Source organism: Janthinobacterium aquaticum (assembly GCF_009208565.1).
In the GTDB taxonomy this organism is placed as follows: Bacteria; Pseudomonadota; Gammaproteobacteria; order Burkholderiales; family Burkholderiaceae_D; genus Janthinobacterium.
Genome location: NZ_WFLK01000002.1, coordinates 142,330 through 167,249 on the forward strand (window position 1 = coordinate 142,330; position 24,920 = coordinate 167,249).

The following is a 24,920-nucleotide window of genomic DNA, read 5'->3' on the forward strand; positions in this document are numbered from 1 at the left end:
AATGCAACAGCTTGGAAAGGCAAACACTATGGATAGCGCAATTTTCTTGAAAGGCATGGGCCTCGGCGCCAGCCTGATCGTGGCCATCGGCACACAAAACGCATTTTTATTGAAACAGGGCCTGAAACGCCATTATGTGCTTACCTGCATCCTGGTATGCCTGCTATGTGACGCCATGCTGATTTCAGCCGGCGTGGCCGGCATGGGCAGCTTTATTGCCGATAACCCCAGCTTCCTGCTGTGGGCCAAGGCTGGCGGCGCCACCTTCCTGATCGCCTATGGCCTGCGTGCAGCCAAATCGGCCTGGCGCCCTTCGGCGCTGAACGCCTCGACCGCCAAGGCGCCCGATGGTTACTGGGCCGTGATCGGCGCTGCGCTGGCGTTCAGCCTGCTCAACCCGCATGCGTTTCTCGACACCGTCATCCTGCTCGGCTCGATTGGCGGCCAGCATGACGGCGATGGACGCATCTACTTTGCCGGCGGCGCCATTATGGCTTCGGCATTGTGGTTCTGCCTGCTGGGCTTTGGTGCGCGCTATCTGGCGCCGGTGTTTGCCAAGCCGGTTGCCTGGCGCGTGCTGGACGGTATTATTGCGCTGGTGATGTGGGCGATCGCGGCTTCCTTGTTCCTGTAAGCAAGCCTGCGGAACGGCGGCGCGATTTCTGCTAAGGTAGGTTTTTCAGGCCGGCGTCCGGGTGATCCCGGGTGGCCGCCATACCGCACAGAGGACACCATGACATCAACTACGCCCGACGCCCTGCATATCGTTTGCCCGCACTGCGACACCGTCAATCGCCTGCCGCCAGCACGCCTTGCCGAACAGCCCACCTGCGGCAAATGCCAGAAAGCGCTGTTTACCGGCCAGCCGGTCGACCTGGCCAGCGCGCGTTTTCTCAAGCATATCGAACGCAGCGATATTCCCGTGCTGGTCGACTTCTGGGCGCCGTGGTGCGGCCCTTGCCGTACCATGACGCCGTTCTACGCCCAGGCCGCGCAGACGCTGGAGCCGCATTTCCGCGTGGTCAAGGTCAACACCGAAGCGTCGCCCGATATCGGCAGCCGCTACAATATCCGCAGCATTCCCACGCTGGCGCTGTTTCGCAACGGCCGCGAAGTGGCGCGCCAGCCCGGTGCGGTCGACGCCAATACGATTATTGCCTGGGCGCGCAAGGCCAATCAAGCGCAATAAGGTTTCATGCGTCGCAGCAAGCGCCTTTGCGCTACAGTCATATTTTCCCCATTTCATGACTTGTCCATGCGTCTACTGCCTGTATTGCTGTTTTCCCTGCTGATTGCACCAGCTTTCAGCGCCACCGCTTCCACGCCGCTGGTTGCCGCCGCCCGCAGCCAGGTAGGCGTGACGCTGTCCTACGATCCGCGCTACGAGCGCTTGACCTATCCGGGTGGCGACGTGCCGCCCGAGCGCGGCGTGTGCACCGACGTGGTGGTGCGCGCCTATCGCAAGCTTGGGGCCGACCTGCAGGTGCTGGTGCATGAAGACATGAAAAAATCGTGGGCCGTCTACCAGAAGAACGGGCGCTGGCAGATGAAGGCGCCGGATCGTAATATCGACCACCGGCGCGTGCCTAACCTGGCCACTTTTTTCGGCCGCCACGGCAGCAGCCTGCCACCGAGCAAGGCGCCGCACGACTATCGCCCGGGCGATATCGTGACCTGGCTGCTGCCGGGTAACCTGACCCATATCGGCATTGTCAGCGACAAGCAAACGAGTAGCGGGGTGCCGCTGATTATTCATAATATCGGCGCCGGTACGCGCGAGGAGGATATCCTGTTCGGTTATGCCGTCACGGGCCACTATCGCTGGCAACCGAGGTAGATGCCGAACTTGGCGCCAGTTGCTGCACGATAGCGTGCACGATGGCCAGCGCTGCATCGATATCGAGCGTGTCGATGGCGCCGTAGCCCAGATACAGGCCGTCGCGGCCAGCCTGGCCGTGATAGAACTGCGCTACCGACAATAGCCCGACGTCCTGCTGGCGGGCGCGGCGCAGCAGCTGTGCCATGTCCAGCGCCACGCTGGCGCGCACCAGCGCCGTCATATGAAAGCCGGCGGTGGCCGGCACCAGTTCGAACCACGGTGCCAGCGCGCCATGGAACCAGTGCTGCAGCCGTGCGCGTCGCGCCGCATAGACCTCATGGCAGCGGCGGATATGACGCAGCAGATGGCCGTCGCCGATAAACTTGGCCAGCGCCAGCTGGTTCAGGCTGGGCGTATGCCAGTCGTGCAGGTATTTGACGGTCTGCACAGCCTTGAGCAGTGCAGGGGGCAGCACGGCGTAACCGAGGCGCAGCTCGGGCAGCATGGTCTTGGAAAAACTGCCGACATGCACCACCAGGCCATGCAGGTCCATGCTTTGCAGCGAGTCGGTCGGCCGGCCCTCATAGCGGTAGGCGCTGTCGTAATCGTCTTCCACGATAACCGCACCGAGTTCCCTGGCGCGCGCCAGCAGCGCCTGGCGGCGTGCCATGCTCATCGGCATGCCGAGCGGGAACTGGTGCGCCGGCGTGACATAGATCAATCGTGTGCCGTCCGGTATCTGCGCCACTTGCATGCCTTCTGCATCGACCGGCACGCCCACCACCGTGGCGCCCTGGCAGGCGTACAGCTGGCGCGCCATCGGGTAGCCCGGTTCTTCCACTGCCACCGTGTCGCCCGGTTCGAGCAGCGTCAGGCCCAAGAGCGACAATGCCTGCTGCGCGCCGGCCGTGACCAGTACCTGCTCCGGTGTACAGACGATGCCGCGGCTAAACGCAGCGTGGCCGGCAATGGCCGCGCGCAATCCGGCCAGGCCTTCGACCGGTGCATAGTTGCCACGCTCGCCGCGGTCCTGGCGCAGCGCCTGCAGCACGCAGCTGCGCCAGGCTTCCTGCGGAAACAGCGACGGCGTGGCGCGCCCGCCAATAAACGCATAACGCGCTCTTTCCGACTTGGGCCCTTGAACCAGCGGACGCGGCGCAGCTTCCCAGCGCGCCAGGCGCGCGCTGCTGGCAAGCGCCACGGTGTGCTGGGGCTTGGGTGCAGAAGCCGGTGGCGCCTGTACGAAGCTGCCTACGCCCACGCGGCCCTGCAGCAGCTTTTCATAGCCGAGCCGGTCATACACGTCCGATACGGTCTTGCGCGACAGGCCCAGCTGGCTGGCCAGCAGGCGCGACGGCGGCAACTGCTGGCCGTCGGCCAGGCGCCCGCTGCGGATGGCGTCGCTCAGTTGCCGGTATAACTGGCCGCCGAGGTCGCGCGTGCCTTCGATACTGATATGAAGTTCCATCTTGGTCTGCCGTGATTGCGCTCGATTGGTCTGCCGCGCCTGTGCGCGGCAATTTTAGAATAGCTTCTTTACCTCAACAAGGAATGCCATCATGACACAGCAACGCCACGACTTCATGCAAGCCTCGCCCGATACCGTCAAAGCTATGTATGCGCTTGAAGGCGCGATTGCCAAGTTCGGCATTGAGCATTCGCTGCTTGAACTGATCCGCCTGCGCGCCTCGCAGATCAATGGCTGCGCCTTTTGCGTCGACATGCATACGGCCGACGCGCGCAAGGCCGGCGAAACCGAGCGCCGCCTGTACGCCGTCTCGGTCTGGCGCGAGACGCCGTTCTTTACGCCACGCGAGCGCGCCGTACTGGCCTGGACCGAAGCGCTGACCAATATCGCGCAGCAGCATCCTCAAGACGCCGACTACGCAGCGCTGGCGGCCGAACTGACACCGGCCGAGATGGTCAACGTATCGCTGGCCATCGGCACCATCAATACCTGGAATCGCCTGGCGGTCGGCTTTGGCAAAATGCCGGACTAAGTTTGCAGGCGAACCGACGCCTGTTTGCGCTTGGCTGTATGCTGCTGCCATTGTCCACCTGATATGAGGAGCCAGCAATGCAAGCATTTACCGGAAGCGATGCCGAGCGCACGCCAGAACAGCAGGAGCAGCATGAGCAGGCACGGCGCGAATTCGTGGCCGAACTGTGGCGCCGCTACGAGGCGCTGCAGGAATGGGCCATCAGCAACTGGCCCGACCCGCAGCATCCTTTGAGCTCGGCCGACTTTGTCGAAGCGCGCAAGGAAATTCTGAGCCTGCGCTCGCCGACCGGATCGCTGAACCAACCCAACCACGCCGATGCAGCCGCCGAGCCGGAAGACGGCGGCCCGCAATACCGCGATGTAACCCCCGCACCCTGGCCTTGAGGGTGGGGGACGGCCGCTGAGGCCTGAATTACGATTTTTTACCCGTTGAAGCCACCCCAACCCAGCACAGCAGCGCCACCAGCAGGCCGCCCATCACGCCGTAGGCGAGCTTGAGGGCGCTGTCGAACAGCAGCGGCGCGACCAGGCCCGAGACCAGCGCAAACAGCAGCATCTGGATAAACGACTGCATCGACGAAGCCAGGCCGCTGTTGTTGGGGAAGTGGTTGAGCGCCATCAGCGTCATTGGCGGCATGGCGATCGACAGCGCAAACGAGTAGAAGAACAGCGGCAGCACGGCCCACGGCACTTCGGCGGCAAAGAAGAGGTTGTAGCCAATATTGGCGGCGGCAGCAACGATCATCAGCACGAAGCCGGCCCAGATCATCTGGCGCTGGCTATAGCGGTGCGCGATCTTGCCCGACAGGGCCGAGCCGAACACCATGCCGCTGATCAGGGGAATAAACAGCCAGGCAAACGCCGTCTCGGGCAGGTGCAGGATATTCATGATGAAGTACGCGGCCGAGCCGATATACAGCGCAAAGCCGCCAAAGGCCGCGCCGATGGCCACCGACAGCAGCAGGAACTGGCGGTGGCGCAGTACGCTCCAGTAATTGACGGCGATCTGGCCCAGATGGAAGGCGTGGCGCTGCTCTTTGGGCAGGCTTTCCGGCAGGGCGCGATACACCACCACGAACATCAGCACGCCAAAGCCGGTCAGGAACCAGAACACCGAGCGCCAGCCCAGCGCCACCTGCAGCCAGCCGCCCAGTACCGGGGCAATCGCCGGCGCCAGCGCAAACACCATCATGATATGCGACAGGATTTTTTGTGCTTCGGCGCCCGCATAGCGGTCCTGCACGATGGCGCGCCCGATCACCGAGCCGGCGCCGGCCGACAGGCCCTGCAGCACGCGCCAGGCCAGCAGCACGCCCAGCGACGGCGCCAGCGCGGCGCCGATCGAGGCAATCACGTACAGCACCAGCGATACCAGGATTACCGGGCGGCGGCCAAACGAGTCCGACAGGGTGCCGTAAAACAGCATCATGAAGGCAAAGGTAAACAGGAAAAAGCTCAGCGTCTGCTGCACCAGCAAGGGGCTGGTGTGCAGATCCTGCACAATCGCAGGGAAGGAGGGCAGGTAGGTGTCAATGGCCAGCGGTCCGACCATCGCCAGGCCCGCCAGTATCCAGGTTAATAATTTAGTCATGTTCAACGGTGTTTTTGTTAGGCCGCCATTTTACGCGAGTGGCGCAAACTCGGTTGGCGACGCCATCGGCCGTATATGCGGATTTTGCATATGCAAGTGCGAAATTGTTCGTAGGCGAGTCCGCCATGAGCCGCTAAGCTGGTGCGGCGCAACCGCTACTTCTACCTTCAGGCCATACATGTACAACAGCAATCTGCCCGGCCCGGTGTCGGCGCCACATTCCGCCGACGATGCCGCCCAATGGAACCTGGGCCCGGTGATCGCCGCCCTGCGCGTCTCGCGCGAGGACAAGCACAAGATCCGCCACCAGGGCAGGGTGCGCGAACTGCCGTCGCGCGAAGCGTTGATCACCATCGTCAACGGCCTGTCGGCCGCGCTGTTCCCGACCCATTACGGGCGGCCGAACCTGACCGACGAGAGCATCGATTATTTTGTCGGCGATACATTGAACACCACCCTCAACCGCCTGTCCGAACAGGTGCGGCGCGGCCTGCTGTTTTCCGATGAGAGCGAGGCCGATGAGGCCCAACTGGCGACCAGGGCGCGCGACATTACGCGCGCCTTTGCTGCCAGCCTGCCGGACATCCGCGCGCTGCTGGTGTCGGACGTGCAGGCAGCCTACGCGGGCGATCCGGCCGCCACCTCGATTGCCGAAATCATGCTGTGCTACCCGGGCACCATCGCCATTTTGTACCACCGCCTGGCGCACCAGCTGCAGGCGCTCGGTTCGCCCTTCCTGGCGCGGCTCATTGCCGATATCGCCCATACCCTGACCGGCATCGATATCCATCCGGGTGCGCAGATCGGCGCCAGTTTCTTTATCGACCATGGCACCGGCGTGGTAATCGGCGAGACGGCCATTATCGGCCAGCGCGTGCGCCTGTACCAGGCCGTCACGCTGGGCGCCAAGCGCTTCCCGGCCGACGCCAGCGGGGTGCTGATCAAGGGCACGCCGCGCCATCCGATTGTCGAGGACGACGTGGTGATCTACGCCGGCGCCACCGTGCTGGGGCGCATTACCATCGGCGCCGGCTCCACCGTGGGCGGCAATGTCTGGCTGACCCACAGCGTGCCGCCGGGCAGCAACGTCTCGCAGGCGCATAGCCGCAGCGACTAGCGCGCCTGATCCGTCATCCGGTGTAGCATGGCGTGTTTTCAACCGGACGACAGGCCTGGCATGTATGACGGCGAACGTTTCAACGGTATTTCCCATGCAATCGGTGCGCTGCTGGCAGTTGTCGGCGGCGTTATTCTGATCGTGGCGGCGGCGCGCACCGGTGACCCCTGGAAAATCGTCAGCTGCAGTGTCTATGCAACCATGCTGCTGACGCTGTATCTGACCTCGACGCTCTATCACAGCGTGCGCGGCAAGGCCAAGCCGGTGCTGCAGCGGCTTGACCATTGCGCGATCTATCTGCTGATTGCGGGGACGTATACGCCGTTCATGCTGGTCAGCCTGCGCGGGCCCTGGGGCTGGTCGCTGTTTGGCGTGGTATGGGGCCTGGCCGTGATCGGCATCGTGCAGGAATGGTTGTTTGCAAAGGGCGCGCGCATCGTGTCGCTGGTGATCTATATCGCCATGGGCTGGCTGGTGGTGATCGGCATCAAGCCGCTCTTGGCTGCGCTGGACACACGTGCCATTGCCTGGCTGGTCGCTGGCGGCCTCAGTTACACCGGTGGCATCGGTTTCTATATCGCTGACGGCAGGCTGCGCCACGCCCACGGTATCTGGCATCTGTTTGTGCTCGTTGGCAGCATGTGTCATTTTATTGCGATCCTGCTCTACGTCGTCTAGCCGGGGATAGATAATATAGTCGCAAGAAACTATTGCTCGATTTCCATTATAATGGCCCGATCTGTGAGATAGAGGCAATAATAAGCAATGGATATCAACTCCGACGATCTGAAAATTTTCGTCACCGTGATCGACAGCGGCACCCTTAGCGCAGCGGCCGTGCATCTGGGGCAGACCACGTCGGGCGTCAGCCGCGGCCTGTCGCGCCTGGAAGACAAGCTGGCCACCTCGCTGCTGACGCGCACCACGCGCCGCATGGAGCTGACGGAAGAAGGCCAGCTGTTCCTCGACAAGGCGCGCGCCATCCTGGCTTCGATGGAAGACGTGGAAGAGTCGATCCGTATCCGCCGCCAGAAGCCGGCGGGGCGCTTGTCGGTCGATGCTGCTTCGCCCTTTATGCTGCACTGCGTGGTGCCGCATGTGGCCGAGTTTCGCGCCATGTATCCCGAGATCCGGCTCGAGCTGACCAGCAACGACCAGATTGCCGACCTGCTCGAACACCGCACCGATATTGCCATCCGCATCGGCGCGCTGGTCGATTCGACCCTGCATGCGCGTCCGCTCACCTCCAGCGCATTGCATATCCTGGCCGCGCCTGCCTATCTGGCGCGCCACGGCGCACCGGCCTCGCCGGAAGAGCTGAATCAGCATGCGCTGCTCGGTTTTGCGCAGTATGAACTGGGCAATCAGTGGCCGCTGCGCCACGCCAGCGGCAACAGCCTGCAGATCGCGCCGGCGCTGGCCGCCTCCAGCGGCGAGACGCTGCGCCAGCTGGCCCTGCACGACCAGGGCATCGTCTGCCTGGCCGACTTCATGACGCGCGCCGATATCGCTGCCGGCCGGCTGGTGCCGCTGCTCGCGCCGTTCAATACCGGCTACCGCCAGCAGATTCACGCCGTCTACTACCGCAACACCCAGCTGGCGCAACGCATCAGCTGCTTTCTCGAGTTCCTGCAGCAGAAGCTGTAACAGGATCGGCCGGAACTAATCGTGCCGGCTCTGGTTGCGCAACATCACTTCTACCTCCTCGACCGGCAGCGGATGGCTGAAGTAATAGCCCTGCGCCTCGTCGCAGCCGTGGTGGCGCAGGTAGTCGAGCTGGGCCGCCGTCTCGACGCCTTCGGCCACCACGCGCAGCTTGAGGTTGTGCGCCAGCGCGATGATCGACACCACGATGGCGGCGTCGTCGGCGTCGCTGGCAACGTCGCCGACAAAGCTGCGGTCGATTTTGAGTACGTCGATCGGGAAAGTGCGCAGGTAGGCAAAGCTGGAATAGCCGGTGCCGAAATCGTCGATCGACAGCTGCACGCCCAGCGCCTTCATGTCGTGCAACTGGCTGACGGCCAGCGCCACATCGTGCATGAACAGGCTTTCGGTCAGCTCCAGCTCCAGGCAGGCCGGCGCCAGGCCGGTGTCGCGCAGCACGTCGGCAATCGAGGCCACCAGATTGGGCTCGTTGAACTGGCGCGCCGACAGGTTGACGGCCAGCCGCAGCGCTCCCAGGCCGGCCGCATGCCAGGCCTGCATCTGCGCGCAGGCCTGGCGCATTACCCACGCGCCGATCGGCACGATCAGGCCGGTGTCTTCGGCCAATGCGATAAAACGGCTGGGCGCGACCATGCCCAGTTCGGGATGGCGCCAGCGCAGCAGCGCCTCGACGCCGACCACGCGCCCGCTGGCCAAGTCGATCTGCGGCTGGTAGTGCAGCACGAACTGTTCGCGTTCAAGCGCATTGCGCAGCGCCGTCTCGATGCGCAGCCGCTCCAGCGTGGCCTGGTTCATGGCCGAGGTATAGAACTTGATATTGTTGCGGCCCTGTTTCTTGGCACTGTACATGGCGATATCGGCCTGCTCGATCAGGTTCTGCGTCTCGCCGTTGAGGGTGACGTCGCCCGGCGCATCGAACTGCGAGATGTCGTAGACAGCCACGCCAATGCTGCAGGTAACGATGAACTCCTTGCCGTCCAACATCACCGGCTGCGCCACCGCATCCATCACGCGCTGCACTACCGTCGCGCTCAGCGTTTCGCCGGGCTGCTCGCACAGGATGGCGACAAATTCGTCGCCCGACAGGCGCGCCACCGTGTCGCTCTCGCGCAGGCTGGCCTGCAGGCGCGCAGCGATCGTCTTGAGCAGATCGTCGCCGGCCTTGTGGCCCAGGCTGTCGTTGACGAACTTGAAGCGGTCCAGGTCGATCAGCAACACCCATAGCGCGCGGCCCTTGCGGCGCGACATGGCCATGGCCTGCGTCAGGCGGTCGCGCAGCAGGGCGCGGTTGGGCAGCCCGGTCAGCACATCGTGGTGGGCGATATGCCGGATTTGCTGCTCGGCCAGCTTGCGTTCGGTAATTTCCGAACCGGTGCCGCGGTAGCCGCAGAAGTCGCCGGCATCGCTGAACAGCGGCTCGCCGTTGATGCTGAACCAGCGCTGCTTGCCGCCGCGGTCGGCCATCGCATATTCGAGGTTGAAGAAGGGCCGGTGCGCCTGCAGGTCGGCCATATGCTGGCGGCCCCAGCGCGTGTTGTGCATGGCCGGCAGCTGCTCCCAGCGCGTCTTGCCGAGGAACTGCTCGAGCGGCATATTCGATTTGTCGGCAAAGCCGCTGGTGATATGGCTGAAGCAGAAATTGGCGTCCTGTTCCCAGTACCAGTCCGACGACAGGGCCAGCAGGCGGCGGAAACGCTTTTCACTTTCCTGCAGCGCGCGTTCGGTGCGCTGGCGTGCCCGCACGTCTTCGCTGAGGGCCTCGTTACTGCGCTTGAGGTCGGCCGTGCGCTGTTCCACCAGCAGTTGCACGCGGCGCGAACGCTGCGTCAGCGACTGCACGAAGGCGGCGGTCAGGATGCTGAACAGCAGGCCGGTGATCAGCGTAAAGAGCGAGCCCAGATGGTCGTTCAGGAAAGGGCGCGGATGGGCGATCACCTGCACATGCCAGGGGCGCCCCGCCGCCATGAAGGCGCTGTCAACCTGGCTGTGATAGGCGAACTGCAGCCAGCGCGGCAGCGGCCAGCGCGTGCCGGCCTCACTGTCGGTGCTGGCGCCCTGATGGAAAATGCGCGCCTGCGGATCGGCGCTGGCGGCCGCATAGACGGCAATGTCGAGTTGCGCGTCGTCGAGCAGGTCGGCGTTTGCCAGGATTTTTTCTACCAGCGAACTGCCGCGAATAATCGCTGCCGTGTCGCCGATCAGCGCTGCGCGCCGCTGTGCCGAAGTCGACAGTGGCATGCCGTGGCGGTAGACGGGACGCATGATCACGAAACCCGGTTCGCTGCCCTGCGCCAGCGCCACCAGGCCGGTGGCGACGGTTTTGTTGGCCGTGATGGCCTGTTCCAGCGCATTCGACAACAGGCCGTCAGGGCGCACGTTCAGGCCAAAGGCCGGCAGGTTGCCCTGCATCGGTTCGAGATACTCCACCACCATATACTGGCTGCGCTCCGGCGCCGGCACCAGCACGCCGTCGTGCATCTCCTGCATGACATAGTCAGGCACGATGCTGCGCAGGTCGGCTTCGAGTGCAGCGCGCTCGCCATGCGGCAGGCGCCGGTGAAAATTGAAGGCCTGGATAAACGGATGGCGCTCCAGCAGCGGCGTGGTGAAGTCGTGGAACTGCTGGCGCGTGACCGGTACGATGGCCGAAAACAGCTGGTTGGTGGTGGTCAGTACCTCGACTGCATCGGCCAGCCCCTGTTCGACGGCAGCCACGCGCACGCCGGCGCGCTGCTGCAGGCTCAGGCTCATCTTGTCGTATTCAAGCTGGCTGATGGCGGCAAACAGCACGGCCGTGACCGACAGGCCGCAGGCAAAGGTCAGTACGGCCGCAGCAGATAGAGACAATGGCAGGCGGCCACGCAGCATGAATATTCCTTGGATTGACTGTAAAGACCGGTTGGTTCGGTGGTAGCCGCCAGGCGAAGGCAGTAGTGTGTCATAAAAGCAGTGTGCCGGCCTTGATTTTGCCCTTGATTCGTGCAATTACGCAACATTTTTGCACGCAGTTCGCCTGTGCCTGCCGCTCAGTCATCGTTGCGCCCGGAGCGGCCACGCAGGCGCCACAGTTGCCAGCCGGGCAGCAGGCGGTTCAGGAAACCCATGCCCAGCAGGCGGCGCCAGCGCACCAGTCGCGTTACGCGCATGGCGCGCCCGGGCGCGGCGCACTCGGGACGGGCCGCAAAAATAATCCGGTTATTGCCGGCAATGCCGTGGAAATGGCAGACGGCGCCATGGAAGATCTGCATCAGGCGCGCCAGCATGGCGCGGTAATGCGGGTCGTAACTGAACAGATTGGCCACCAGCACGCCGCCGGGCAGCAGGGCGCGGTGGCAGTCGGCATAAAAGCGCGCGCTGCCCAGCGCCGGCGGCAGGCCGTCGGCATCGTAGCCGTCGAGCAGCAGCACATCGGCGCATGCCGGGTGGCGCGCAATATAGCTCAGGGCATCGGTCTCGATGATGCGCACGCGCGCGTCGTCGGCTGGCAGCTTGAATTGTTCGCGCAGTGCGATCACGTCGGCGCGCAGTTCAAGTACCGTGATGCGCGTATCGGGCAGGTGGCGGTGGCAGAATTTCAGCAGCGAGCCGCCGCCCAGGCCGACCATCAGGATATGGCGCGGACGCGGTACGAACAGCGTAAAGCACATCATCGCGCGTACATAGCGCAGCAGCAGATGGTTGGGGCGCGACAGCAGCATCTCGCTCTGGATCATGCCGGGCCGAAATTCCAGGCGGCGCCGGTCGCCGTCGGTCAGCACGCGCAGCGGCAAGGGTGGAGAGGACTGGCGGTCGGGCATGCGGCTCCATGGTGGTCGATGGTCGATAAGTGGCAGGCAAGTGCAGCGATGTTTTGTTGCAATGAGAGAAATCTGATAAGCTCCCCGAAGAATACCCGCAACTTGCCAGCAGCACACCTGATTTATGACCCTTCAAGGCCGCGCAATCGGGCACCATGGAGACAAGCATGTTTTTGGATCACCCCATTATCACGGCCACCAACAGTTTTACCGAGCATGACCGCATAGAACGGCTGACGCGGGTGTACGGCTACGCCGCTGCGCTGGCCGACCACGGTGGCAGCGCCCAGTTTATTGAAAAAGTGGCGCAGATCCACGACCACAAGGGCACCCTGATCGTGTTCTGGCACGAGGCCCCGAGCGAGGCCGAAAAGCACTATTTCGTGCAGGCCTGGGCCAGCAAGGTTGGCGATGGCAGCACCAATGTCGAACACGAGATCTGAGGCGCAGGCGCATCGGTACGCAATTGCGGCGGAATAATTTATGGATATCAAGACGTTGGTACTGGCCCTGGCGCTCGGCAATCTGAGCTTGTGCGCGGCGCTGTTTTTCTTTGAATACGAACGCAAGAAGTCGCTCAGCATGTCGACCTGGGCGGTGGCCAAGCAATGCCAGGCGATCGCCTGGATACTGCTGTATTTCCGTGGCGTGCTGCCCGACTTGCTCTCGGTGCTGCTCGGTAACTGCCTGCTGTTTGCCGGCATGGCGCTCGACGCCGGCGCGCTGTGGCAGGCGGCCGGGCGCGCCGGCTGGCGCCGCACGATCATGCCGGCGCTCGGTGCGGCCGTTGGCCTGTTTGCCGCCTGCTACCTGTTCGACGTGGCGCCGCTGCTGCGCAGCGCCGGTGGTTCGCTGATCGTGGCCGGCTTTTTCCTGTCGGGCGTGGCGGCGCTGTGCCTGAAATGGAACGAAGCGACCATGCTGCGCCGCTTCCTGGTCGTCAGCATGGGCCTGCTGTCGCTGCTGATTGCACTGCGCGGCGTGCTGGCCGCCCTTGTCGACGGGTTTGACGCCGAACTGATGCAACTGGCCGGTTTTGGCGCCTTGTACCTGATGATGCTGACCAACGCCTTTGGCTATCTGCTGCTGTCGCGTGAAAAGCTCGGCGGTGAACTGGCGCGCCTGGAAGTGGTCGACGCGGCCACGGGCGTGCCGAACCGGCGCGGCTTTTACCAGGCGCTGGCGCCGTGGATGGCGCTAGCGCGCCGGCCCGGCCTGCCGACGGCGCTGGTGGTGCTCAACCTCGATGACTTCAAGCGCGTCAATGACAGTTATGGCCATCCGGTCGGCGATGCGGTGCTTAAAACCGTGGTCGACACCTGCCGCCAGCAGCTGCGCGACAGCGACCTGATGGGCCGCCTGGGCGGCGCCGAATTTGCCATCCAGCTGCCGCGCACCAGCCTGGCTGACGCGCTGATGGTGGCCGAACGCATCCGCGCCGCCGTCGCCAGCCTGCCGGTCAAGACCGACAAGGCGGTATTGAACCTGACGGCCAGCCTGGGCGTGACCACCATCCGCGCCGAAGACAGCACCGTCAGCCTGTTCAAGCGCGCCGACGAAGCACTGCAGGCAGCCAAGGCGGGTGGACGCAATCGCGTGGTTGAAGCGCCGCAAGCGAGCACACTGGACGCGTGATCTAACGGTGTTCTAAGTTTGGCAAGTTATTATCAGGGAAGATAGCGCTGTGCAAAAGCGTTGTAATTTTCCCCACTCTTGTCAGGCGAACCCCATGAAAATTCTTAAATCCCTGCCAATCTGGCCCCTGGCTGCGCCGGTTGCCGGCTGGCTGTTCCTGTTTGGTTCCACCCTTGGTTTTGGCGGCGCGTACCAGTTGCTGCTCGTTGCCGGCCTGATCGGCAGCGTGCTGGCCGCCGTGTATCACGCCGAGGTGGTGGCCCATCGCATCGGCGAACCTTACGGCACGCTGGTGCTGGCGCTGGCCGTCACGCTGATCGAAGTGGCGCTGATCGTCTCGCTGATGCTGGCCGGTGGCCCGGAAACCACCGGCCTGGCGCGCGACACGGTGTTTGCCGCCATTATGATTATCCTTAACGGCATCGTCGGCATCTGCCTGCTGCTGGGCGCCGGGCGCCACAAGGAACAGAGTTTTGGCCTGCTCGGTGTCAGCGCTTCGCTGGCCACGCTGGCGGCGATTGCCATCCTGACGCTGGTGCTGCCCAATTACACCTCGAGCGCGGCCGGCCCGTATTACAACTCCAGCCAGCTGATCTTTATTGCCGTCATTTCGCTGGTCCTATACGGTACCTTCGTGCTGGTGCAGACGGTACGTCACCGCGACTACTTCCTGCCCAAGGATAAAAACGGCGACGAAGAGGCGCATGCCGAGCCGCCTGCAGCGAGCGTGGCCTGGATCAGTGCCGGCGCGTTGCTGGTGTGCCTGGGGGCGGTGGTGCTGCTGGCCAAGTCGCTGGCGCCGGCGCTGGAGACGGCGATTGCCGCCATGGGTGCGCCGAAGACCCTGGTCGGCATCGTGATTGCCGCCATCGTGCTGCTGCCGGAAGGACTGGCCGCCGTGCGCGCGGCGCGTGCCAACCGCCTTCAGACCAGTCTGAACCTGGCGCTCGGCTCGGCCCTGGCCAGCATCGGCCTGACGATTCCGGCGGTGGTAGTGGTGGCATTGGCCACCGGCATGACCATTACGCTGGGGCTCGACATCAAGTCGACCGTGCTGCTGCTGCTGTCGCTGATGGTGGCCACGCTGTCGCTCGGTACCGGTCGCACCACTGTCATGCAAGGTACGGTGCATCTGGTGATCTTTGCCGTGTATTTGTTTACCACCATCGTGCCCTGACATGGTGATGGTCAGCCGCTTCGGCATGTCACGGTTGTGTCATGCTGTTGTCATATGATGGCGTTAGTGTGGTAGGATTTTTAAATCGTTTAAATGATTTATATAATTTCTCTGTCTTCCGGGCAGGGAAGTCTCCAGACTAGATAGAGGCCAGTATGTATGCAGCGGTGGACCTGGGGTCCAACAGTTTTCGTTTGCACGTGGGCAAACATGATGGCGAGGCGATCCGCGTAATCAAGAGCGTGCGCGATCCGATACGCCTGGCTGCCGGCCTGGACGCCAGTGGCGACCTGACCGAGGCTGCCATGCAGAACGCGCTGGCGTGCCTGCAGCGTTTTCGCGCCGTGCTTGACGGCTACCAGCTCGACGCCGTGCGCGTGGTGGCCACCTCGGCCATGCGCGTGGCGCGTAACGGCGCGGTGTTCCTGCCGCTGGCCGAAGCGGCCATCGGCTACCCGATCGAGATCATCTCGGGCGAAGAAGAGGGCCGCCTGATCTACATGGGCGTGGCCAATTCGCTGGCCATTCCCGGCGAGCGGCGCCTGGTGATGGATATCGGCGGCGGCTCGACCGAGCTGATACTGGGGCGCGGCCAGGATGTCGAGCGGGTCGAGTCGTTCAGCCTGGGCACGGTCAAGCAAAGCCTGTCGTTCTTTATCGGCGGGCGCATCGACGCACCGTCGTTCGAGGCGGCGATCCTGTCGGCGCGCAGCCATTTCGAGGACGGCGCGCCGCCCTATGGCCCGCAGCACTGGAAGAGCGCCTACGGCTCATCGGGCACGATCCGCACGATTGCCGACATCATCGCCCGCAACAAGCTGGGCGACGGCCTGCTGACGGCCGTCAGCCTGGAAGCGCTGGTGCGTCGCTTTATTGAAATCGGCCACACTAGCAAGATCGACATGCCAGGCCTGCGGCCCGACCGCGCCAGCACCATCGTCGGCGGCCTGGCAATTTTGCTGGGCCTGTTCCGCGAGCTGGCCATTCCCGTCATGACGCCGATCGAGGCGGGCCTGCGCATGGGCGTGATGTGGGACCTGTATCTGCGTTCGACCAGGCGTGACCGCCGCGAGCAGTCGGTGCAGGCCTGCATGGACAAATTTCATATCGACCAGCAGCGTGCCGGCCACGTGGCCGAACAGGCGCTGGCCATGTACGCGCAGTTGAAGCCGAGCTCCGATGCGCTGGTCAAGGCACTGCGCTGGAGCAGCCTGCTGCATGAAGTGGGCATGGTGGTGTCGCAGACCGGTTATCACAAGCATGCCGCCTATATCGTGGAAAACGCCGACCTGCCCGGCTTTACCACGCGCGAGCAGAACACCATGAGCCGCTTGATCCTGGCGCAGAAGGGCAACCTGCGCAAGATCGACAATGTGCTGGCCGATCCCGATTTTGCCAAGGCAGTGCTGGCGCTGCGTTTGTCGATTTTGCTGATGCATGCGCGCATCGAGCCCGATTTCAGCGAACTGCGCCTGCGCATGAAAAGCCGCATCGAGCTCGATATCAAGCGCAGCTGGGTGGCGCATCATCCGACCGTGTCGTTCTGGATCGAAAAGGAACAGGAATTCTGGGACGAGGTGGGCGTCGACTTTACCGTGCGCGCCACGGCCTGACGGTGTTTGCCTGAAGCGGGCAAGCAAATTTTCTGAAAACAGTATATATTGTTTATATTAATAATATTGGAGAGCATATGACCAAGACCACGCCAGCCACCAAACTAGCCACTAAGCCAGCAGCCGACGCCGCAGCATCGAGCGCGCCAGCGGCACCGATTTTCCCGACCAGCGAGTCGGTCAAGGCCGCAGCCGCCGCAGCCCCAGACGATGCCGCAAAAGCAGTAGTGGCTGTCAAGCCAGCCGCCAAGCGTGCAGCCAAGCCTGCGGTTGCAGCCAAGCCGGCAGCGGTCAAGCCAGCTGCGGTAGCGAAGACGGCAGCGGCCAAGCCGGTCGCCGCCAAGCCAGCTGCAGCAAAGCCTGCAGCAGTCAAGCCGGCAGCCAAGACCGCTGTTGCCAAGCCGGCAGCAACCAAGCCCGCCGCCGCCAAGGCTGCACCAGCCGCCGCCGCCAAGCCAGCCGCCAAAGCCGCAGCGAAACCTGCCGTGAAAGCCGCTGCCAAGAAGGCGCCAGCCGCCAAGCCGGTCGCTGCCGCCAAGGAAAAAGCGCGCAAGCCAAAACTGGTGCGCGACAGCTTTACCATGCCGGAAGCCGAGTACGAAGTGCTGGGCCAGGTCAAGAAAGCCTGCCTGAAAGCGGGTTTTGAAATCAAGAAAAGCGAACTGCTTCGCATCGGCGTGGCCCTGATCAGCCAGATCGACCTGGCCACGCTGCAAAACGTGCTGGCCGGCCTGCCGCAGCTGAAAACCGGTCGTCCGAAGAAAGACTGATGGTCTTGCGGGCGATTTGACCGCAGTCGCCGACGAGACAGCGGATGTAGGTTGGATTAGGCCCATAGGGCCGTAATCCAACAACACCGCTGACTCCAACAATGTTGTCGGATTACGCCGCTACACGGCCTGCGCGGCCCGGCTAATCCGACCTACGTGATATGCGCTAACTCGGTTGCCAGCCAGCCGACACCAAACCTCCGTCCCCATTCTGGTTTACCATGAGGCCTGTACCGTACCCTCATGGTTGCCATGTCCGCAGAACAAGAAACACCCATCTCCCCGCGCGCCGGCTTTGCCGGCTGCGCCATTGTGCGCCATCGCGGCGCCAGCAGCACGCCGGCGATCGACTCTGTTGCCGAAGAAATTCCGGTGGCGCTGGTCTTTAACGGCATTTCCCATGTGGTCATGATGGCGACCCCGCGCGACCTTGAAGCGTTTGCGGTCGGCTTTGCCCTGACCGAAGGCGTGGTGGCGTCGGCCGCCGATATTTTCGATTGCGAAGTGTCGCTTGGCGACAACAGTGCCGAAGTGGCCATGACCATTGCGCAGCAGGATTTCATGCGCCTCAAGCAGCGCCGCCGCGCGCTGAGCGGGCGTACCGGCTGCGGCGTATGCGGCATTGAAAGCCTGGAATTGCTCGACCTGCAGCCCGAACCGCTGCCGCCGGCACGCCTGCAGATCGACCTGCCGGCGGCGCTGGCGCGCGCTGCGGCCGGCTTGCGTTCGCACCAGGCCTTGATGGAGCAGACCGGCGGCGTGCATGCGGCCGCCTGGTGCGCGCCCGACGGCACGATCGTGCATGCGTTCGAGGATGTGGGGCGTCATAACGGGCTCGACAAGCTGATCGGCCATCTGGCGTTACACAATGTCGACATGCGCGGCGGCTTCGTGTTTTTGTCCAGTCGCGGCAGCTACGAGCTGGCGCGCAAGGCGGCGCGCATGCAGATCCCGCTGCTGGCCACCATTTCCGCGCCCAGCACGCTGGCTATCCGCATTGCCGGCCAGGCTGGCATGAAGCTGGTGGGCTTTTGCCGGCACGATACCTTTGTCGATTACACGCCGGAAATCATGCTGCCCACAATCTGATTTGCGTCACGAAAATGACACCAAGGTGTCATTTTCCTGACATATTTGGCAAGTACGCTGGAACCGTCTTATCACACGGGATGGAAACCATGCAGAACGTTATCGCAAGTGCCGACGCCAAGGCGCGGCCAGTACAACTGGTGCTGAGCCAGGCCAGCACGCCGGAAGAGCTGCGCGAAGTGCAGCGCCTGCGCTACAAGGTGTTTATCGAAACCATGGGCTTGAGTTCGCTGGCCAACGCCGAGGGACTCGACAGCGATGAATTCGACGAGCACTGCGATCATCTGATCGTGCGCGACGCCGATACCCTGAAAGTGGTCGGCACCTATCGCGTGCTGAGCGCCGCCAAAGCCGCCAGGATCGGCCGCCTGTATTCGGAAAACGAATTCGACCTGAGCCGCCTCAAGCACCTGCGCGGCCGCATGGTCGAAGCGGGCCGCGCCTGTATCCATCCGAAATACCGCGGCGGCAGCGTGATCATGCTGTTGTGGTCGGGCCTGGCCGAATACATGCGCCGCGAGCGTTGCGACTATCTGGTGGGTTGCGCCAGCATCAGCCTGGTCGACGGCGGCCACAACGCCGTGGCCGTGTATGAAGCGCTGGCGGAAAAACACCTGGCGCCGGCCGAGTACCGCGTCACGCCGCACCTGCCATTTCCGATTCATCAGGTGCAGGCGGCGCAAAAGCCGCAGGTGCCGCCGCTGATCAAGGGGTACCTGCGTTCGGGCGCGTGGATATGCGGCGAACCGGCCTGGGATCCTGATTTCGAGAGTGCCGATATCTTTATGATGATGCCGCTGGCTAATCTTGATGAACGCTATGCGCGTCATTACGGGGTCGTGCCGGTCTGATCTGAAGGCAGCGTCAAGGAAGTATCTGGATGGTGCAGCAGATGAAATGCGGAGGGTGGTGGGGCGCGCGCTTGATCGAGGGGGGGCAGAAACGGCCAGCAGGGTTGGGGCTGTGCTTCTTCCACTATCGGGTGCGGCTGTCTGGTTGCTTTATGGGGCAGGAACTCGAGCGAGGGTGTGGCTGAAGTTCGGTGCGCCGGTACGCAGTGCCTGGCAAGGCATCACGTTGGACTTCAATGAGTCGGCGTAGCGGACAGTTCTTTCAATTCACGGATACTGAGATCCGACTTCTCATGCATGCGCAGCAGGATCGTGGCACCCACGGCCAGCTTGCCGTGGCGAATCTTGCTGATAATCGGCGGCTGTACTTCCAGCAGGCGGCACAGCTCCGCGTCATTTTTCAGGTTCAGCTTTTCGATCAGGGTATCGAGCAGCTTGTTGGGAACAAAGCTTGATGGTTCCAGCGCACGCGCCCGGTTCATCGCTTCAATCAATTCCAGCTTCTTTTGCCGAACGTTCATTTACTCCTCCTTCAGGCAAGTTGAGCGGGGCAATCACGCCCCGCAGTGGGCATTATCGCAATATCATTTTGGTAAAAACATTAGCTGCGAAACAATTTTTAAAATAATACTACGATAACAAAAATAGTGATAGATGGTTGATAAAATTAACTGAGTGTTGCGTTATGCAAGCCATTGCGGGTCAGTATCATGGTGCGGTCAGCCATCGCGGCGGCAGCCAGCGAATGGGTGACCATGATGGCGCAGCTGCCGTTGGCCTTGATCTCGGCGCGCAGCAGTTGCAAGATGCCGTGCGCCGTGTCCGGATCGAGGTTGCCGGTCGGTTCGTCCGCCAGCACCAGCGCTGGCTGGTGCACCAGCGCGCGGGCAATGGCCACGCGCTGCATTTCGCCGCCCGACAGCTGCTGCGGAAAGTCGTTGCCGCGTCCGCCCAGGCCAACCGCGTCGAGCATGACGGCGGCGCGCTCTTGCGGCAGGCCGTTGAGCAGCAGCGGCAAGGCCACGTTCTGTTGCAGCGTCAGGTGCGGCAGCACATGGAAAGCCTGGAAGATAAAGCCCATGCGGGCGCGTCGCAAGCGCGTGGCGGCCGCATCATCGAGGCTGGACATGGCGATGCCGTCGATGCGGATCGGATGCGCTTCGCTGCCCGCGTCCGGCGTATCGAGGCCGGCAATCAGGTTCAGCAGGGTAGACTTGCCGACGCCCGAATCGCCCATGATGGCAATGAACTCGCCGGCCTTGAACTGGCAGGAGATATCGGCCAGCACGGGACGCGCGTGGGCATAGGACTTCGACAGATGGCGTAATTCAAGCATAGTCATAACGATCGTAAGAGTTGGCCGCGGGGAGGAGGGGGCCTGGAAACTGCATTGGCGCGCGGATTGTTTGGCCGGCAATGTGTAGTATATGTCAGGCTTGCTACTTTTGCTTGGACACATGCATTTACGTAAAAAATGCCGAAGTGGATTCAGCTTTTTACAATATTTTTTCTTGTTAGCAACCGTACGTATCGCAATGAGAACTTCGGCTATGATGGAAAAACGTTATCGGTACCTGGCGCCTGTTTTGTCCGGTACTCCTCTATAGAGCGGCGCGTTTTGCTGCCTTACTTTATCGCTATTTTACTGATCGGCCAGCCCACATGAGCATCTCCCTCGAACAGCAGACGGTGCAGCACACCCAGCCAGCCAGCACGCCATTGAACCGCGCCAACGCCACTCCTGCCACGATAGTCGAGGTCAGCCGTGGCCTGATGGCGCCATCGGCCTGGACCTCGCCCAAGTACCTGTACGATGCGCTCGGCTCCAAACTGTTTGAGGCCATCTGCGCCTTGCCTGAATACTATCCAACCCGCACCGAGGCGTCCATTTTCGAGCGCCATGGCGCCGATATCGCACTGGCGGCCGGCACTGGCAGCACGCTGATCGACCTGGGCGCCGGCAATTGCGCCAAGGCTGCCAGCCTGTTTCCGCGCTTGCAGCCGGCCCAATACGTGCCCATCGATATTTCCTATGAGTTCCTGTGCGAGTCGCTGAGCCGCTTGCAGCAGCGCTTTCCGCAGATCGAGATGACCGGCCTGGGCCTCGATCTGTCGGGCGAGATCGCCTTGCCAGCGAGCGTGCGCCAGTCGCGCCGCCTGTTTTTCTATCCCGGTTCCTCGATCGGCAATTTCGCGCCCGAAGAAGCGATTGCCTTTTTGCGCCGCCTGCGCGCGCAGGCCGGCGACGACGGCGGGCTGCTGATCGGCGTTGACCTGATCAAGGACCAGGCCACGCTCGACGCCGCCTACGACGATGCGCTGGGCGTCACGGCCGCCTTCAACCTGAACCTGCTGCGCCACCTCAATCACTTGCTGGGCGCCGACTTCGATGTGCGCGCCTGGCGCCACCACGGCTTTTTCAACGCCGTGGAAAGCCGGGTGGAGATGCATCTGGAAGCGCGCAGCGACCAGCTGGTGCGCTGGCAGGGCGGCCAGCGCCGCTTTGCGCAGGGCGAACGCATCCATACCGAAGACAGCTACAAATACACGCGCGCCAGCTTTGTCGGCCTGCTCGAACAGGCCGGTTTTGCCGCCCGCGATATCTGGACCGATGAGCAGCAATGGTTTGCCGTGATCCATGCGCGCGCGATCCGCGACTGAGCGGCAAGGAAGGAAACAACATGTCCAATGCGATTGCCACCTTGCCGCCCGAGCACCATTGCTGCCCGCTGGAACAACTGCAGGCGCGCTACCGGCAGGTGCGCCAGCACACGCTGCTGCTGGCCGAGCCGCTGTCCGACGAAGACTGCGGCGCCCAGTCAATGCCCGACGCCAGCCCGGTCAAGTGGCATCTGGCGCATACCACCTGGTTTTTTGAAACGTTTATCCTGGAAACCCTGGAGCCGGACTTTGCGCCGTTTCATGCGGCCTTCCGGGTGCTGTTCAATTCTTATTACAACGGTGTCGGAGACAAGCATCCGCGGCCACAGCGCGGCCTGCTGACGCGTCCGGCCATGGCGCAGGTACGCGCCTACCGGCACGACGTCGATGCGCGCATGGTGCGCCTGATGGATTCTGAGCTTGCGCCGCAGCAGCGTGCGCAGCTGAGCATGCTGCTGACGCTGGGTTTGCAGCACGAGCAGCAGCACCAGGAACTGCTGCTGACCGACGTCAAGCACCTGCTGGCGCAAAACCCGCTGTTTCCCGCCTATCTGGATGCGCCAGCGCGCGCCGTGCGTGAGCTGGTGGCAGCGCCGGACGGGCTGGCCGGCTGGGTGGCGTTTGACGGCGGCCTGGTCGAGATCGGCCACGATGGCGATGGTTTTTGCTTCGATAACGAGTTGCCGCGCCACCGGCAGTTCGTGGCGCCGTTCGAGCTCGCATCAACTCTGGTTACCAATGGCCAGTACCTGGCCTTTATCGAAGCGGGCGGCTACCGCACCGCGCATCTGTGGCTGGCCGAGGGCTGGGACTGGGTCTGCAGCAATCGCCTGCAGCATCCGCTGTACTGGCAAGAAGGCGAGGCCGGCCAGTGGCTCGAATTCACGCTGCATGGCTTGCAGCGGCTCGATCCGGCGCTGCCAGTCGTGCACTTGTCGCTGTTCGAGGCCGACGCCTACGCCCATTGGGCTGGCGCGCGCCTGCCGACCGAGTCGGAGTGGGAACTGGCCGCGCAAGGCCAGGCGGTGCAGGGCGGCCAGTGGCATCCGGCGGTGGCCGCCGCGCAGGCCGGCTTGCGGCAACTGTTCGGCCACTGCTGGCAATGGACCAGCAGCAGCTATGCGCCGTATCCGGGCTACCGCACCGCGCCGGGCGCTTTGGGCGAATACAACGGCAAGTTCATGCTCAATCAATACGTGCTGCGCGGCTCGTCGTGCGCCACGCCGGAAGGCCATGCGCGCGCCAGCTACCGCAATTTCTTTCCGGCCGGGGCGCGCTGGCAGTTTAGCGGGATCAGGCTGGCGCGGTGAATTGGCGTGCTGATGGTGCGCTGATGGCGCGTAATCCGACAACACCGTTGACGCCAACAATGTTGTTGGATTACGGCTCCTGCGGGGCCTAATCCGACCTACGCCTTAATCCGGGCGGCGTGCCACTTGGGTTTCGTGCAGAACAAACCGGCTCACCAGCGCCTCGAGTTCATTGGCCTGGCCATGCATGGCGGCCGCAGCCGCTGCTGCCTGCTCGACCAGCGCCGCGTTTTGCTGGGTGGTCTGGTCCATCTGCATGATGGCCGCATTGATCTGCTCGATGCCTTCGCTCTGCTCGTGGTTGGCCACGCTGATTTCACCGACGATGGCGCTGACCTGGCCGACGCTGCTGACCACCTCCTGCATGGTGTTGCCGGCCGCATTGACCAGCTGGGCGCCCTGGTCGACGCGGCTGACGGAGTCGGCGATCAGTTCCTTGATTTCCCTGGCGGCGGCAGCGGAGCGCTGCGCCAGGCTGCGTACTTCAGTGGCCACCACCGCAAAGCCGCGGCCCTGTTCGCCGGCGCGCGCCGCTTCCACGGCCGCATTCAAGGCCAGGATATTGGTCTGGAAGGCGATGCCGTCGATCACGCCGATAATATCGACGATCTTGCGCGAGGACGCATTGATGGCGTTCATGGTGTCGATCACTTCCGTCATGGCGTTGCCGCCGCGCTGCGCCACGTTTGAGGCGTTGCGCGCCAGCTGGTCGGCCTGGCGCGCGTTGTCGCTGTTGCTGCGCACGGTGCCGGTCATCTCGATCATGGACGAGGCTGTTTCTTCGAGGGCGCTGGCCTGCGCTTCGGTGCGCGCCGACAGGTCGGCGTTGCCGCTGGCAATTTCGCTCGAGGCCACGGCAATGGTGCCGGTGCCGGTGCGCACCTGGCCCACCAGCGCTGCCAGGTTGCCGTTCATTTCTTTCAGGGCCTGCATCAGCTGGCCGGTTTCGTCTTTTCCTTCCGCCACGATGCGGGTGCCGAGGTTGCCCGAAGCGACCGCCTGCGCCACGCGCAGCGCGTCGCCCAGCGGCGTGGTGATCGAACGCGTGACCTGCCAGGCAAAGGCGATACCCAGCAGCAGCGCTGCCGTGCCGAAGCCGGCCATCAGCACATTGGCCAGCGAGATATGATGCTGGATCAGATCGCCGCTTTGCAGCACGATCTGGCGCTGCAGCTCATTGAGCTGATTGACGGTTACCTGCAGCCGATTGAGGGCGGGCAGGGTATCGTCGCGCACGAATACGGCCGCTTCGGCGCGCTGGCCTTCGGTCAGCATCTTGTCAGCCTGGCTGAACGAGGCGACATAGGCTTTGCGCTGTTCCTTCAGTGTGGCCAGCAGCTGTTTGCCTTCGGGGCGGGTGACCAGGCGATCGAGTATGACCAGTGCCTCGCTGATGGTGCGTTTGTTGGCATCGATCTCGTCATGGATGGTGGCCGCACGTGCCGGCTCTTCGTGAATAAACAGTTCCAGCACCAGGGCGGCATTGGAGCGGGTCGTGCTGCGGATGGTGGCAATCGCGTCGGCCTTGGCCCAGTCGCTCTTGATGATCGATTCGGACAGGCCGCCGATCTTGTCAAGCCGTAGCAGCCCGGTCAGTACCAGCACCACCATCAGCAGCAGTACCACGCCAAAGCCTGCGCCCAGGCGCGTGCCGATCTTCATGTCCGTCAATTTCATCTTGCTTCCTTCGATAGCTGATCAAGTTGTCTCCCAAGTATCTTTTTTAATCCATTATAGGGGCGGCAACAGAGGGCAGGAGGTCATAATTACCCGGAAGAATGAAAAAACGGCACGACCGTCAAGTCGTGCCGTTTTCTATTGCG

24 protein-coding genes are annotated in these 24,920 nt (G+C 63.1%); 17 read left to right on the top strand and 7 right to left on the bottom strand.

The annotated features are described in order from the left end of the window. Nucleotides 1–28: 28 nt before the first annotated feature. The 3 genes from GCM43_RS03550 to GCM43_RS03560 all read left to right on the top strand — a co-directional run bounded on the left by GCM43_RS03550 (nt 29) and on the right by GCM43_RS03560 (nt 1,837). Nucleotides 29–634, top strand: a complete 606-nt coding sequence (locus GCM43_RS03550; RefSeq protein WP_152242145.1) for a LysE/ArgO family amino acid transporter — start codon at nt 29–31, stop codon at nt 632–634. A 99-nt stretch (nt 635–733) separates the two neighbouring features. Then, nucleotides 734–1,189, top strand: coding sequence for a thioredoxin TrxC (gene trxC, locus GCM43_RS03555; RefSeq protein ID WP_152242146.1), 456 nt, complete (start codon nt 734–736; stop codon nt 1,187–1,189). A gap of 66 nt (nt 1,190–1,255) precedes the next feature. Further along, nucleotides 1,256–1,837: a DUF1287 domain-containing protein gene (locus GCM43_RS03560; protein ID WP_152242147.1), complete on the top strand. Its 582-nt coding sequence runs from the start codon at nt 1,256–1,258 to the stop codon at nt 1,835–1,837. On the opposite strand, the gene pdxR is transcribed toward GCM43_RS03560, so the two are convergent. Then, nucleotides 1,806–3,287 carry a MocR-like pyridoxine biosynthesis transcription factor PdxR gene (pdxR, locus tag GCM43_RS03565; RefSeq protein ID WP_152242148.1) on the bottom strand — a complete coding sequence of 494 codons (1,482 nt, stop codon included), beginning with the start codon at nt 3,285–3,287 and terminating at the stop codon, nt 1,806–1,808. The genes GCM43_RS03560 and pdxR overlap by 32 nt on opposite strands. A gap of 91 nt (nt 3,288–3,378) precedes the next feature. Here pdxR and GCM43_RS03570 point away from each other — a divergent pair, with 91 nt between their 5' ends. Both GCM43_RS03570 and GCM43_RS03575 read left to right on the top strand, forming a co-directional pair. Next, on the top strand, nt 3,379–3,819 hold the full coding sequence (locus tag GCM43_RS03570) for a carboxymuconolactone decarboxylase family protein (protein WP_152242149.1): 441 nt from the start codon (nt 3,379–3,381) through the stop codon (nt 3,817–3,819). A 77-nt stretch (nt 3,820–3,896) separates the two neighbouring features. After that, complete coding sequence (locus GCM43_RS03575; RefSeq protein WP_152242150.1) at nt 3,897–4,205, top strand: hypothetical protein; 309 nt, start codon at nt 3,897–3,899, stop codon at nt 4,203–4,205. Nucleotides 4,206–4,233: 28 nt separating this feature from the next. Here the strand turns inward: GCM43_RS03575 and GCM43_RS03580 are convergent, their stop codons facing one another. Beyond that, a complete protein-coding gene (locus GCM43_RS03580) occupies nt 4,234–5,412 on the bottom strand; it encodes a multidrug effflux MFS transporter (protein ID WP_152242151.1) in 1,179 nt (392 codons plus the stop codon). A 178-nt stretch (nt 5,413–5,590) separates the two neighbouring features. Here GCM43_RS03580 and epsC point away from each other — a divergent pair, with 178 nt between their 5' ends. The 3 genes from epsC to GCM43_RS03595 all read left to right on the top strand — a co-directional run bounded on the left by epsC (nt 5,591) and on the right by GCM43_RS03595 (nt 8,176). Continuing rightward, complete coding sequence (gene epsC / locus GCM43_RS03585) at nt 5,591–6,529, top strand: serine O-acetyltransferase EpsC (RefSeq protein WP_152242152.1); 939 nt, start codon at nt 5,591–5,593, stop codon at nt 6,527–6,529. A gap of 60 nt (nt 6,530–6,589) precedes the next feature. After that, the gene (gene trhA / locus GCM43_RS03590; RefSeq protein WP_152242511.1) at nt 6,590–7,207 is read left to right on the top strand and encodes a PAQR family membrane homeostasis protein TrhA; all 618 of its coding nucleotides are present in this window, start codon (nt 6,590–6,592) and stop codon (nt 7,205–7,207) included. A gap of 87 nt (nt 7,208–7,294) precedes the next feature. Then, the gene (locus tag GCM43_RS03595) at nt 7,295–8,176 is read left to right on the top strand and encodes a LysR family transcriptional regulator (protein ID WP_152242153.1); all 882 of its coding nucleotides are present in this window, start codon (nt 7,295–7,297) and stop codon (nt 8,174–8,176) included. 15 nt (nt 8,177–8,191) lie between these two features. Here the strand turns inward: GCM43_RS03595 and GCM43_RS03600 are convergent, their stop codons facing one another. Next, on the bottom strand, nt 8,192–11,062 hold the full coding sequence (locus GCM43_RS03600; protein WP_193315520.1) for a bifunctional diguanylate cyclase/phosphodiesterase: 2,871 nt from the start codon (nt 11,060–11,062) through the stop codon (nt 8,192–8,194). Nucleotides 11,063–11,220: 158 nt separating this feature from the next. Beyond that, on the bottom strand, nt 11,221–11,991 hold the full coding sequence (locus tag GCM43_RS03605; protein WP_152242154.1) for a spermine/spermidine synthase domain-containing protein: 771 nt from the start codon (nt 11,989–11,991) through the stop codon (nt 11,221–11,223). Between the two features lie 167 nt (nt 11,992–12,158). Here GCM43_RS03605 and GCM43_RS03610 point away from each other — a divergent pair, with 167 nt between their 5' ends. From GCM43_RS03610 to GCM43_RS03640, 7 genes are all read left to right on the top strand, one after another. After that, entirely contained in the window at nt 12,159–12,434 is a 276-nt protein-coding gene (locus tag GCM43_RS03610) for a hypothetical protein (RefSeq protein WP_152242155.1), read from the top strand. 40 nt (nt 12,435–12,474) lie between these two features. Further along, the gene (locus GCM43_RS03615) at nt 12,475–13,626 is read left to right on the top strand and encodes a GGDEF domain-containing protein (RefSeq protein ID WP_152242156.1); all 1,152 of its coding nucleotides are present in this window, start codon (nt 12,475–12,477) and stop codon (nt 13,624–13,626) included. Nucleotides 13,627–13,720: 94 nt separating this feature from the next. Further along, on the top strand, nt 13,721–14,803 hold the full coding sequence (locus GCM43_RS03620) for a calcium:cation antiporter (protein WP_152242157.1): 1,083 nt from the start codon (nt 13,721–13,723) through the stop codon (nt 14,801–14,803). A gap of 155 nt (nt 14,804–14,958) precedes the next feature. Further along, nucleotides 14,959–16,416, top strand: a complete 1,458-nt coding sequence (locus GCM43_RS03625; protein WP_152242158.1) for a Ppx/GppA phosphatase family protein — start codon at nt 14,959–14,961, stop codon at nt 16,414–16,416. A 77-nt stretch (nt 16,417–16,493) separates the two neighbouring features. Then, nucleotides 16,494–17,186 carry a hypothetical protein gene (locus GCM43_RS03630; RefSeq protein WP_226929304.1) on the top strand — a complete coding sequence of 231 codons (693 nt, stop codon included), beginning with the start codon at nt 16,494–16,496 and terminating at the stop codon, nt 17,184–17,186. 252 nt (nt 17,187–17,438) lie between these two features. Further along, nucleotides 17,439–18,275, top strand: a complete 837-nt coding sequence (gene fdhD, locus GCM43_RS03635) for a formate dehydrogenase accessory sulfurtransferase FdhD (RefSeq protein WP_226929305.1) — start codon at nt 17,439–17,441, stop codon at nt 18,273–18,275. 89 nt (nt 18,276–18,364) lie between these two features. Next, nucleotides 18,365–19,126 carry a GNAT family N-acetyltransferase gene (locus GCM43_RS03640; RefSeq protein WP_152242160.1) on the top strand — a complete coding sequence of 254 codons (762 nt, stop codon included), beginning with the start codon at nt 18,365–18,367 and terminating at the stop codon, nt 19,124–19,126. Between the two features lie 233 nt (nt 19,127–19,359). Here the strand turns inward: GCM43_RS03640 and GCM43_RS03645 are convergent, their stop codons facing one another. Both GCM43_RS03645 and GCM43_RS03650 read right to left on the bottom strand, forming a co-directional pair. Continuing rightward, complete coding sequence (locus GCM43_RS03645) at nt 19,360–19,647, bottom strand: hypothetical protein (protein ID WP_152242161.1); 288 nt, start codon at nt 19,645–19,647, stop codon at nt 19,360–19,362. Nucleotides 19,648–19,793: 146 nt separating this feature from the next. Then, on the bottom strand, nt 19,794–20,462 hold the full coding sequence (locus tag GCM43_RS03650; protein WP_152242162.1) for an ABC transporter ATP-binding protein: 669 nt from the start codon (nt 20,460–20,462) through the stop codon (nt 19,794–19,796). 326 nt (nt 20,463–20,788) lie between these two features. On the opposite strand from GCM43_RS03650, the gene egtD reads away from it, so the two are divergent. Then, a complete protein-coding gene (gene egtD, locus GCM43_RS03655) occupies nt 20,789–21,787 on the top strand; it encodes an L-histidine N(alpha)-methyltransferase (RefSeq protein ID WP_152242163.1) in 999 nt (332 codons plus the stop codon). 20 nt (nt 21,788–21,807) lie between these two features. Beyond that, the gene (gene egtB, locus GCM43_RS03660; RefSeq protein ID WP_152242164.1) at nt 21,808–23,097 is read left to right on the top strand and encodes an ergothioneine biosynthesis protein EgtB; all 1,290 of its coding nucleotides are present in this window, start codon (nt 21,808–21,810) and stop codon (nt 23,095–23,097) included. 105 nt (nt 23,098–23,202) lie between these two features. Here egtB and GCM43_RS26365 read toward each other — a convergent pair whose 3' ends face one another. Next, the gene (locus GCM43_RS26365; protein ID WP_319636933.1) at nt 23,203–24,774 is read right to left on the bottom strand and encodes a methyl-accepting chemotaxis protein; all 1,572 of its coding nucleotides are present in this window, start codon (nt 24,772–24,774) and stop codon (nt 23,203–23,205) included. Between the last annotated feature and the right edge of the window lie 146 nt (nt 24,775–24,920).

Bases quoted from the DNA above. Each gene is read 5' to 3' on its own strand.
- GCM43_RS03595 (WP_152242153.1), top strand. From the start codon at position 7,295: ATGGATATCAACTCCGACGATCTGAAAATTTTCGTCACCGTGATCGAC.
- GCM43_RS03625 (WP_152242158.1), top strand. From the start codon at position 14,959: ATGTATGCAGCGGTGGACCTGGGGTCCAACAGTTTTCGTTTGCACGTG.
- GCM43_RS03575 (WP_152242150.1), top strand. From the start codon at position 3,897: ATGCAAGCATTTACCGGAAGCGATGCCGAGCGCACGCCAGAACAGCAG.
- GCM43_RS26365 (WP_319636933.1), bottom strand. From the start codon at position 24,774: ATGAAATTGACGGACATGAAGATCGGCACGCGCCTGGGCGCAGGCTTT.
- egtB (WP_152242164.1), top strand. From the start codon at position 21,808: ATGTCCAATGCGATTGCCACCTTGCCGCCCGAGCACCATTGCTGCCCG.
- GCM43_RS03550 (WP_152242145.1), top strand. From the start codon at position 29: ATGGATAGCGCAATTTTCTTGAAAGGCATGGGCCTCGGCGCCAGCCTG.
- fdhD (WP_226929305.1), top strand. From the start codon at position 17,439: ATGTCCGCAGAACAAGAAACACCCATCTCCCCGCGCGCCGGCTTTGCC.
- GCM43_RS03630 (WP_226929304.1), top strand. From the start codon at position 16,494: ATGACCAAGACCACGCCAGCCACCAAACTAGCCACTAAGCCAGCAGCC.
- GCM43_RS03650 (WP_152242162.1), bottom strand. From the start codon at position 20,462: ATGCTTGAATTACGCCATCTGTCGAAGTCCTATGCCCACGCGCGTCCC.
- GCM43_RS03620 (WP_152242157.1), top strand. From the start codon at position 13,721: ATGAAAATTCTTAAATCCCTGCCAATCTGGCCCCTGGCTGCGCCGGTT.
- GCM43_RS03645 (WP_152242161.1), bottom strand. From the start codon at position 19,647: ATGAACGTTCGGCAAAAGAAGCTGGAATTGATTGAAGCGATGAACCGG.
- egtD (WP_152242163.1), top strand. From the start codon at position 20,789: ATGAGCATCTCCCTCGAACAGCAGACGGTGCAGCACACCCAGCCAGCC.
- GCM43_RS03580 (WP_152242151.1), bottom strand. From the start codon at position 5,412: ATGACTAAATTATTAACCTGGATACTGGCGGGCCTGGCGATGGTCGGA.
- pdxR (WP_152242148.1), bottom strand. From the start codon at position 3,287: ATGGAACTTCATATCAGTATCGAAGGCACGCGCGACCTCGGCGGCCAG.
- trxC (WP_152242146.1), top strand. From the start codon at position 734: ATGACATCAACTACGCCCGACGCCCTGCATATCGTTTGCCCGCACTGC.
- GCM43_RS03605 (WP_152242154.1), bottom strand. From the start codon at position 11,991: ATGCCCGACCGCCAGTCCTCTCCACCCTTGCCGCTGCGCGTGCTGACC.
- GCM43_RS03610 (WP_152242155.1), top strand. From the start codon at position 12,159: ATGTTTTTGGATCACCCCATTATCACGGCCACCAACAGTTTTACCGAG.
- GCM43_RS03570 (WP_152242149.1), top strand. From the start codon at position 3,379: ATGACACAGCAACGCCACGACTTCATGCAAGCCTCGCCCGATACCGTC.
- GCM43_RS03640 (WP_152242160.1), top strand. From the start codon at position 18,365: ATGCAGAACGTTATCGCAAGTGCCGACGCCAAGGCGCGGCCAGTACAA.
- GCM43_RS03600 (WP_193315520.1), bottom strand. From the start codon at position 11,062: ATGCTGCGTGGCCGCCTGCCATTGTCTCTATCTGCTGCGGCCGTACTG.
- trhA (WP_152242511.1), top strand. From the start codon at position 6,590: ATGTATGACGGCGAACGTTTCAACGGTATTTCCCATGCAATCGGTGCG.
- GCM43_RS03615 (WP_152242156.1), top strand. From the start codon at position 12,475: ATGGATATCAAGACGTTGGTACTGGCCCTGGCGCTCGGCAATCTGAGC.
- epsC (WP_152242152.1), top strand. From the start codon at position 5,591: ATGTACAACAGCAATCTGCCCGGCCCGGTGTCGGCGCCACATTCCGCC.
- GCM43_RS03560 (WP_152242147.1), top strand. From the start codon at position 1,256: ATGCGTCTACTGCCTGTATTGCTGTTTTCCCTGCTGATTGCACCAGCT.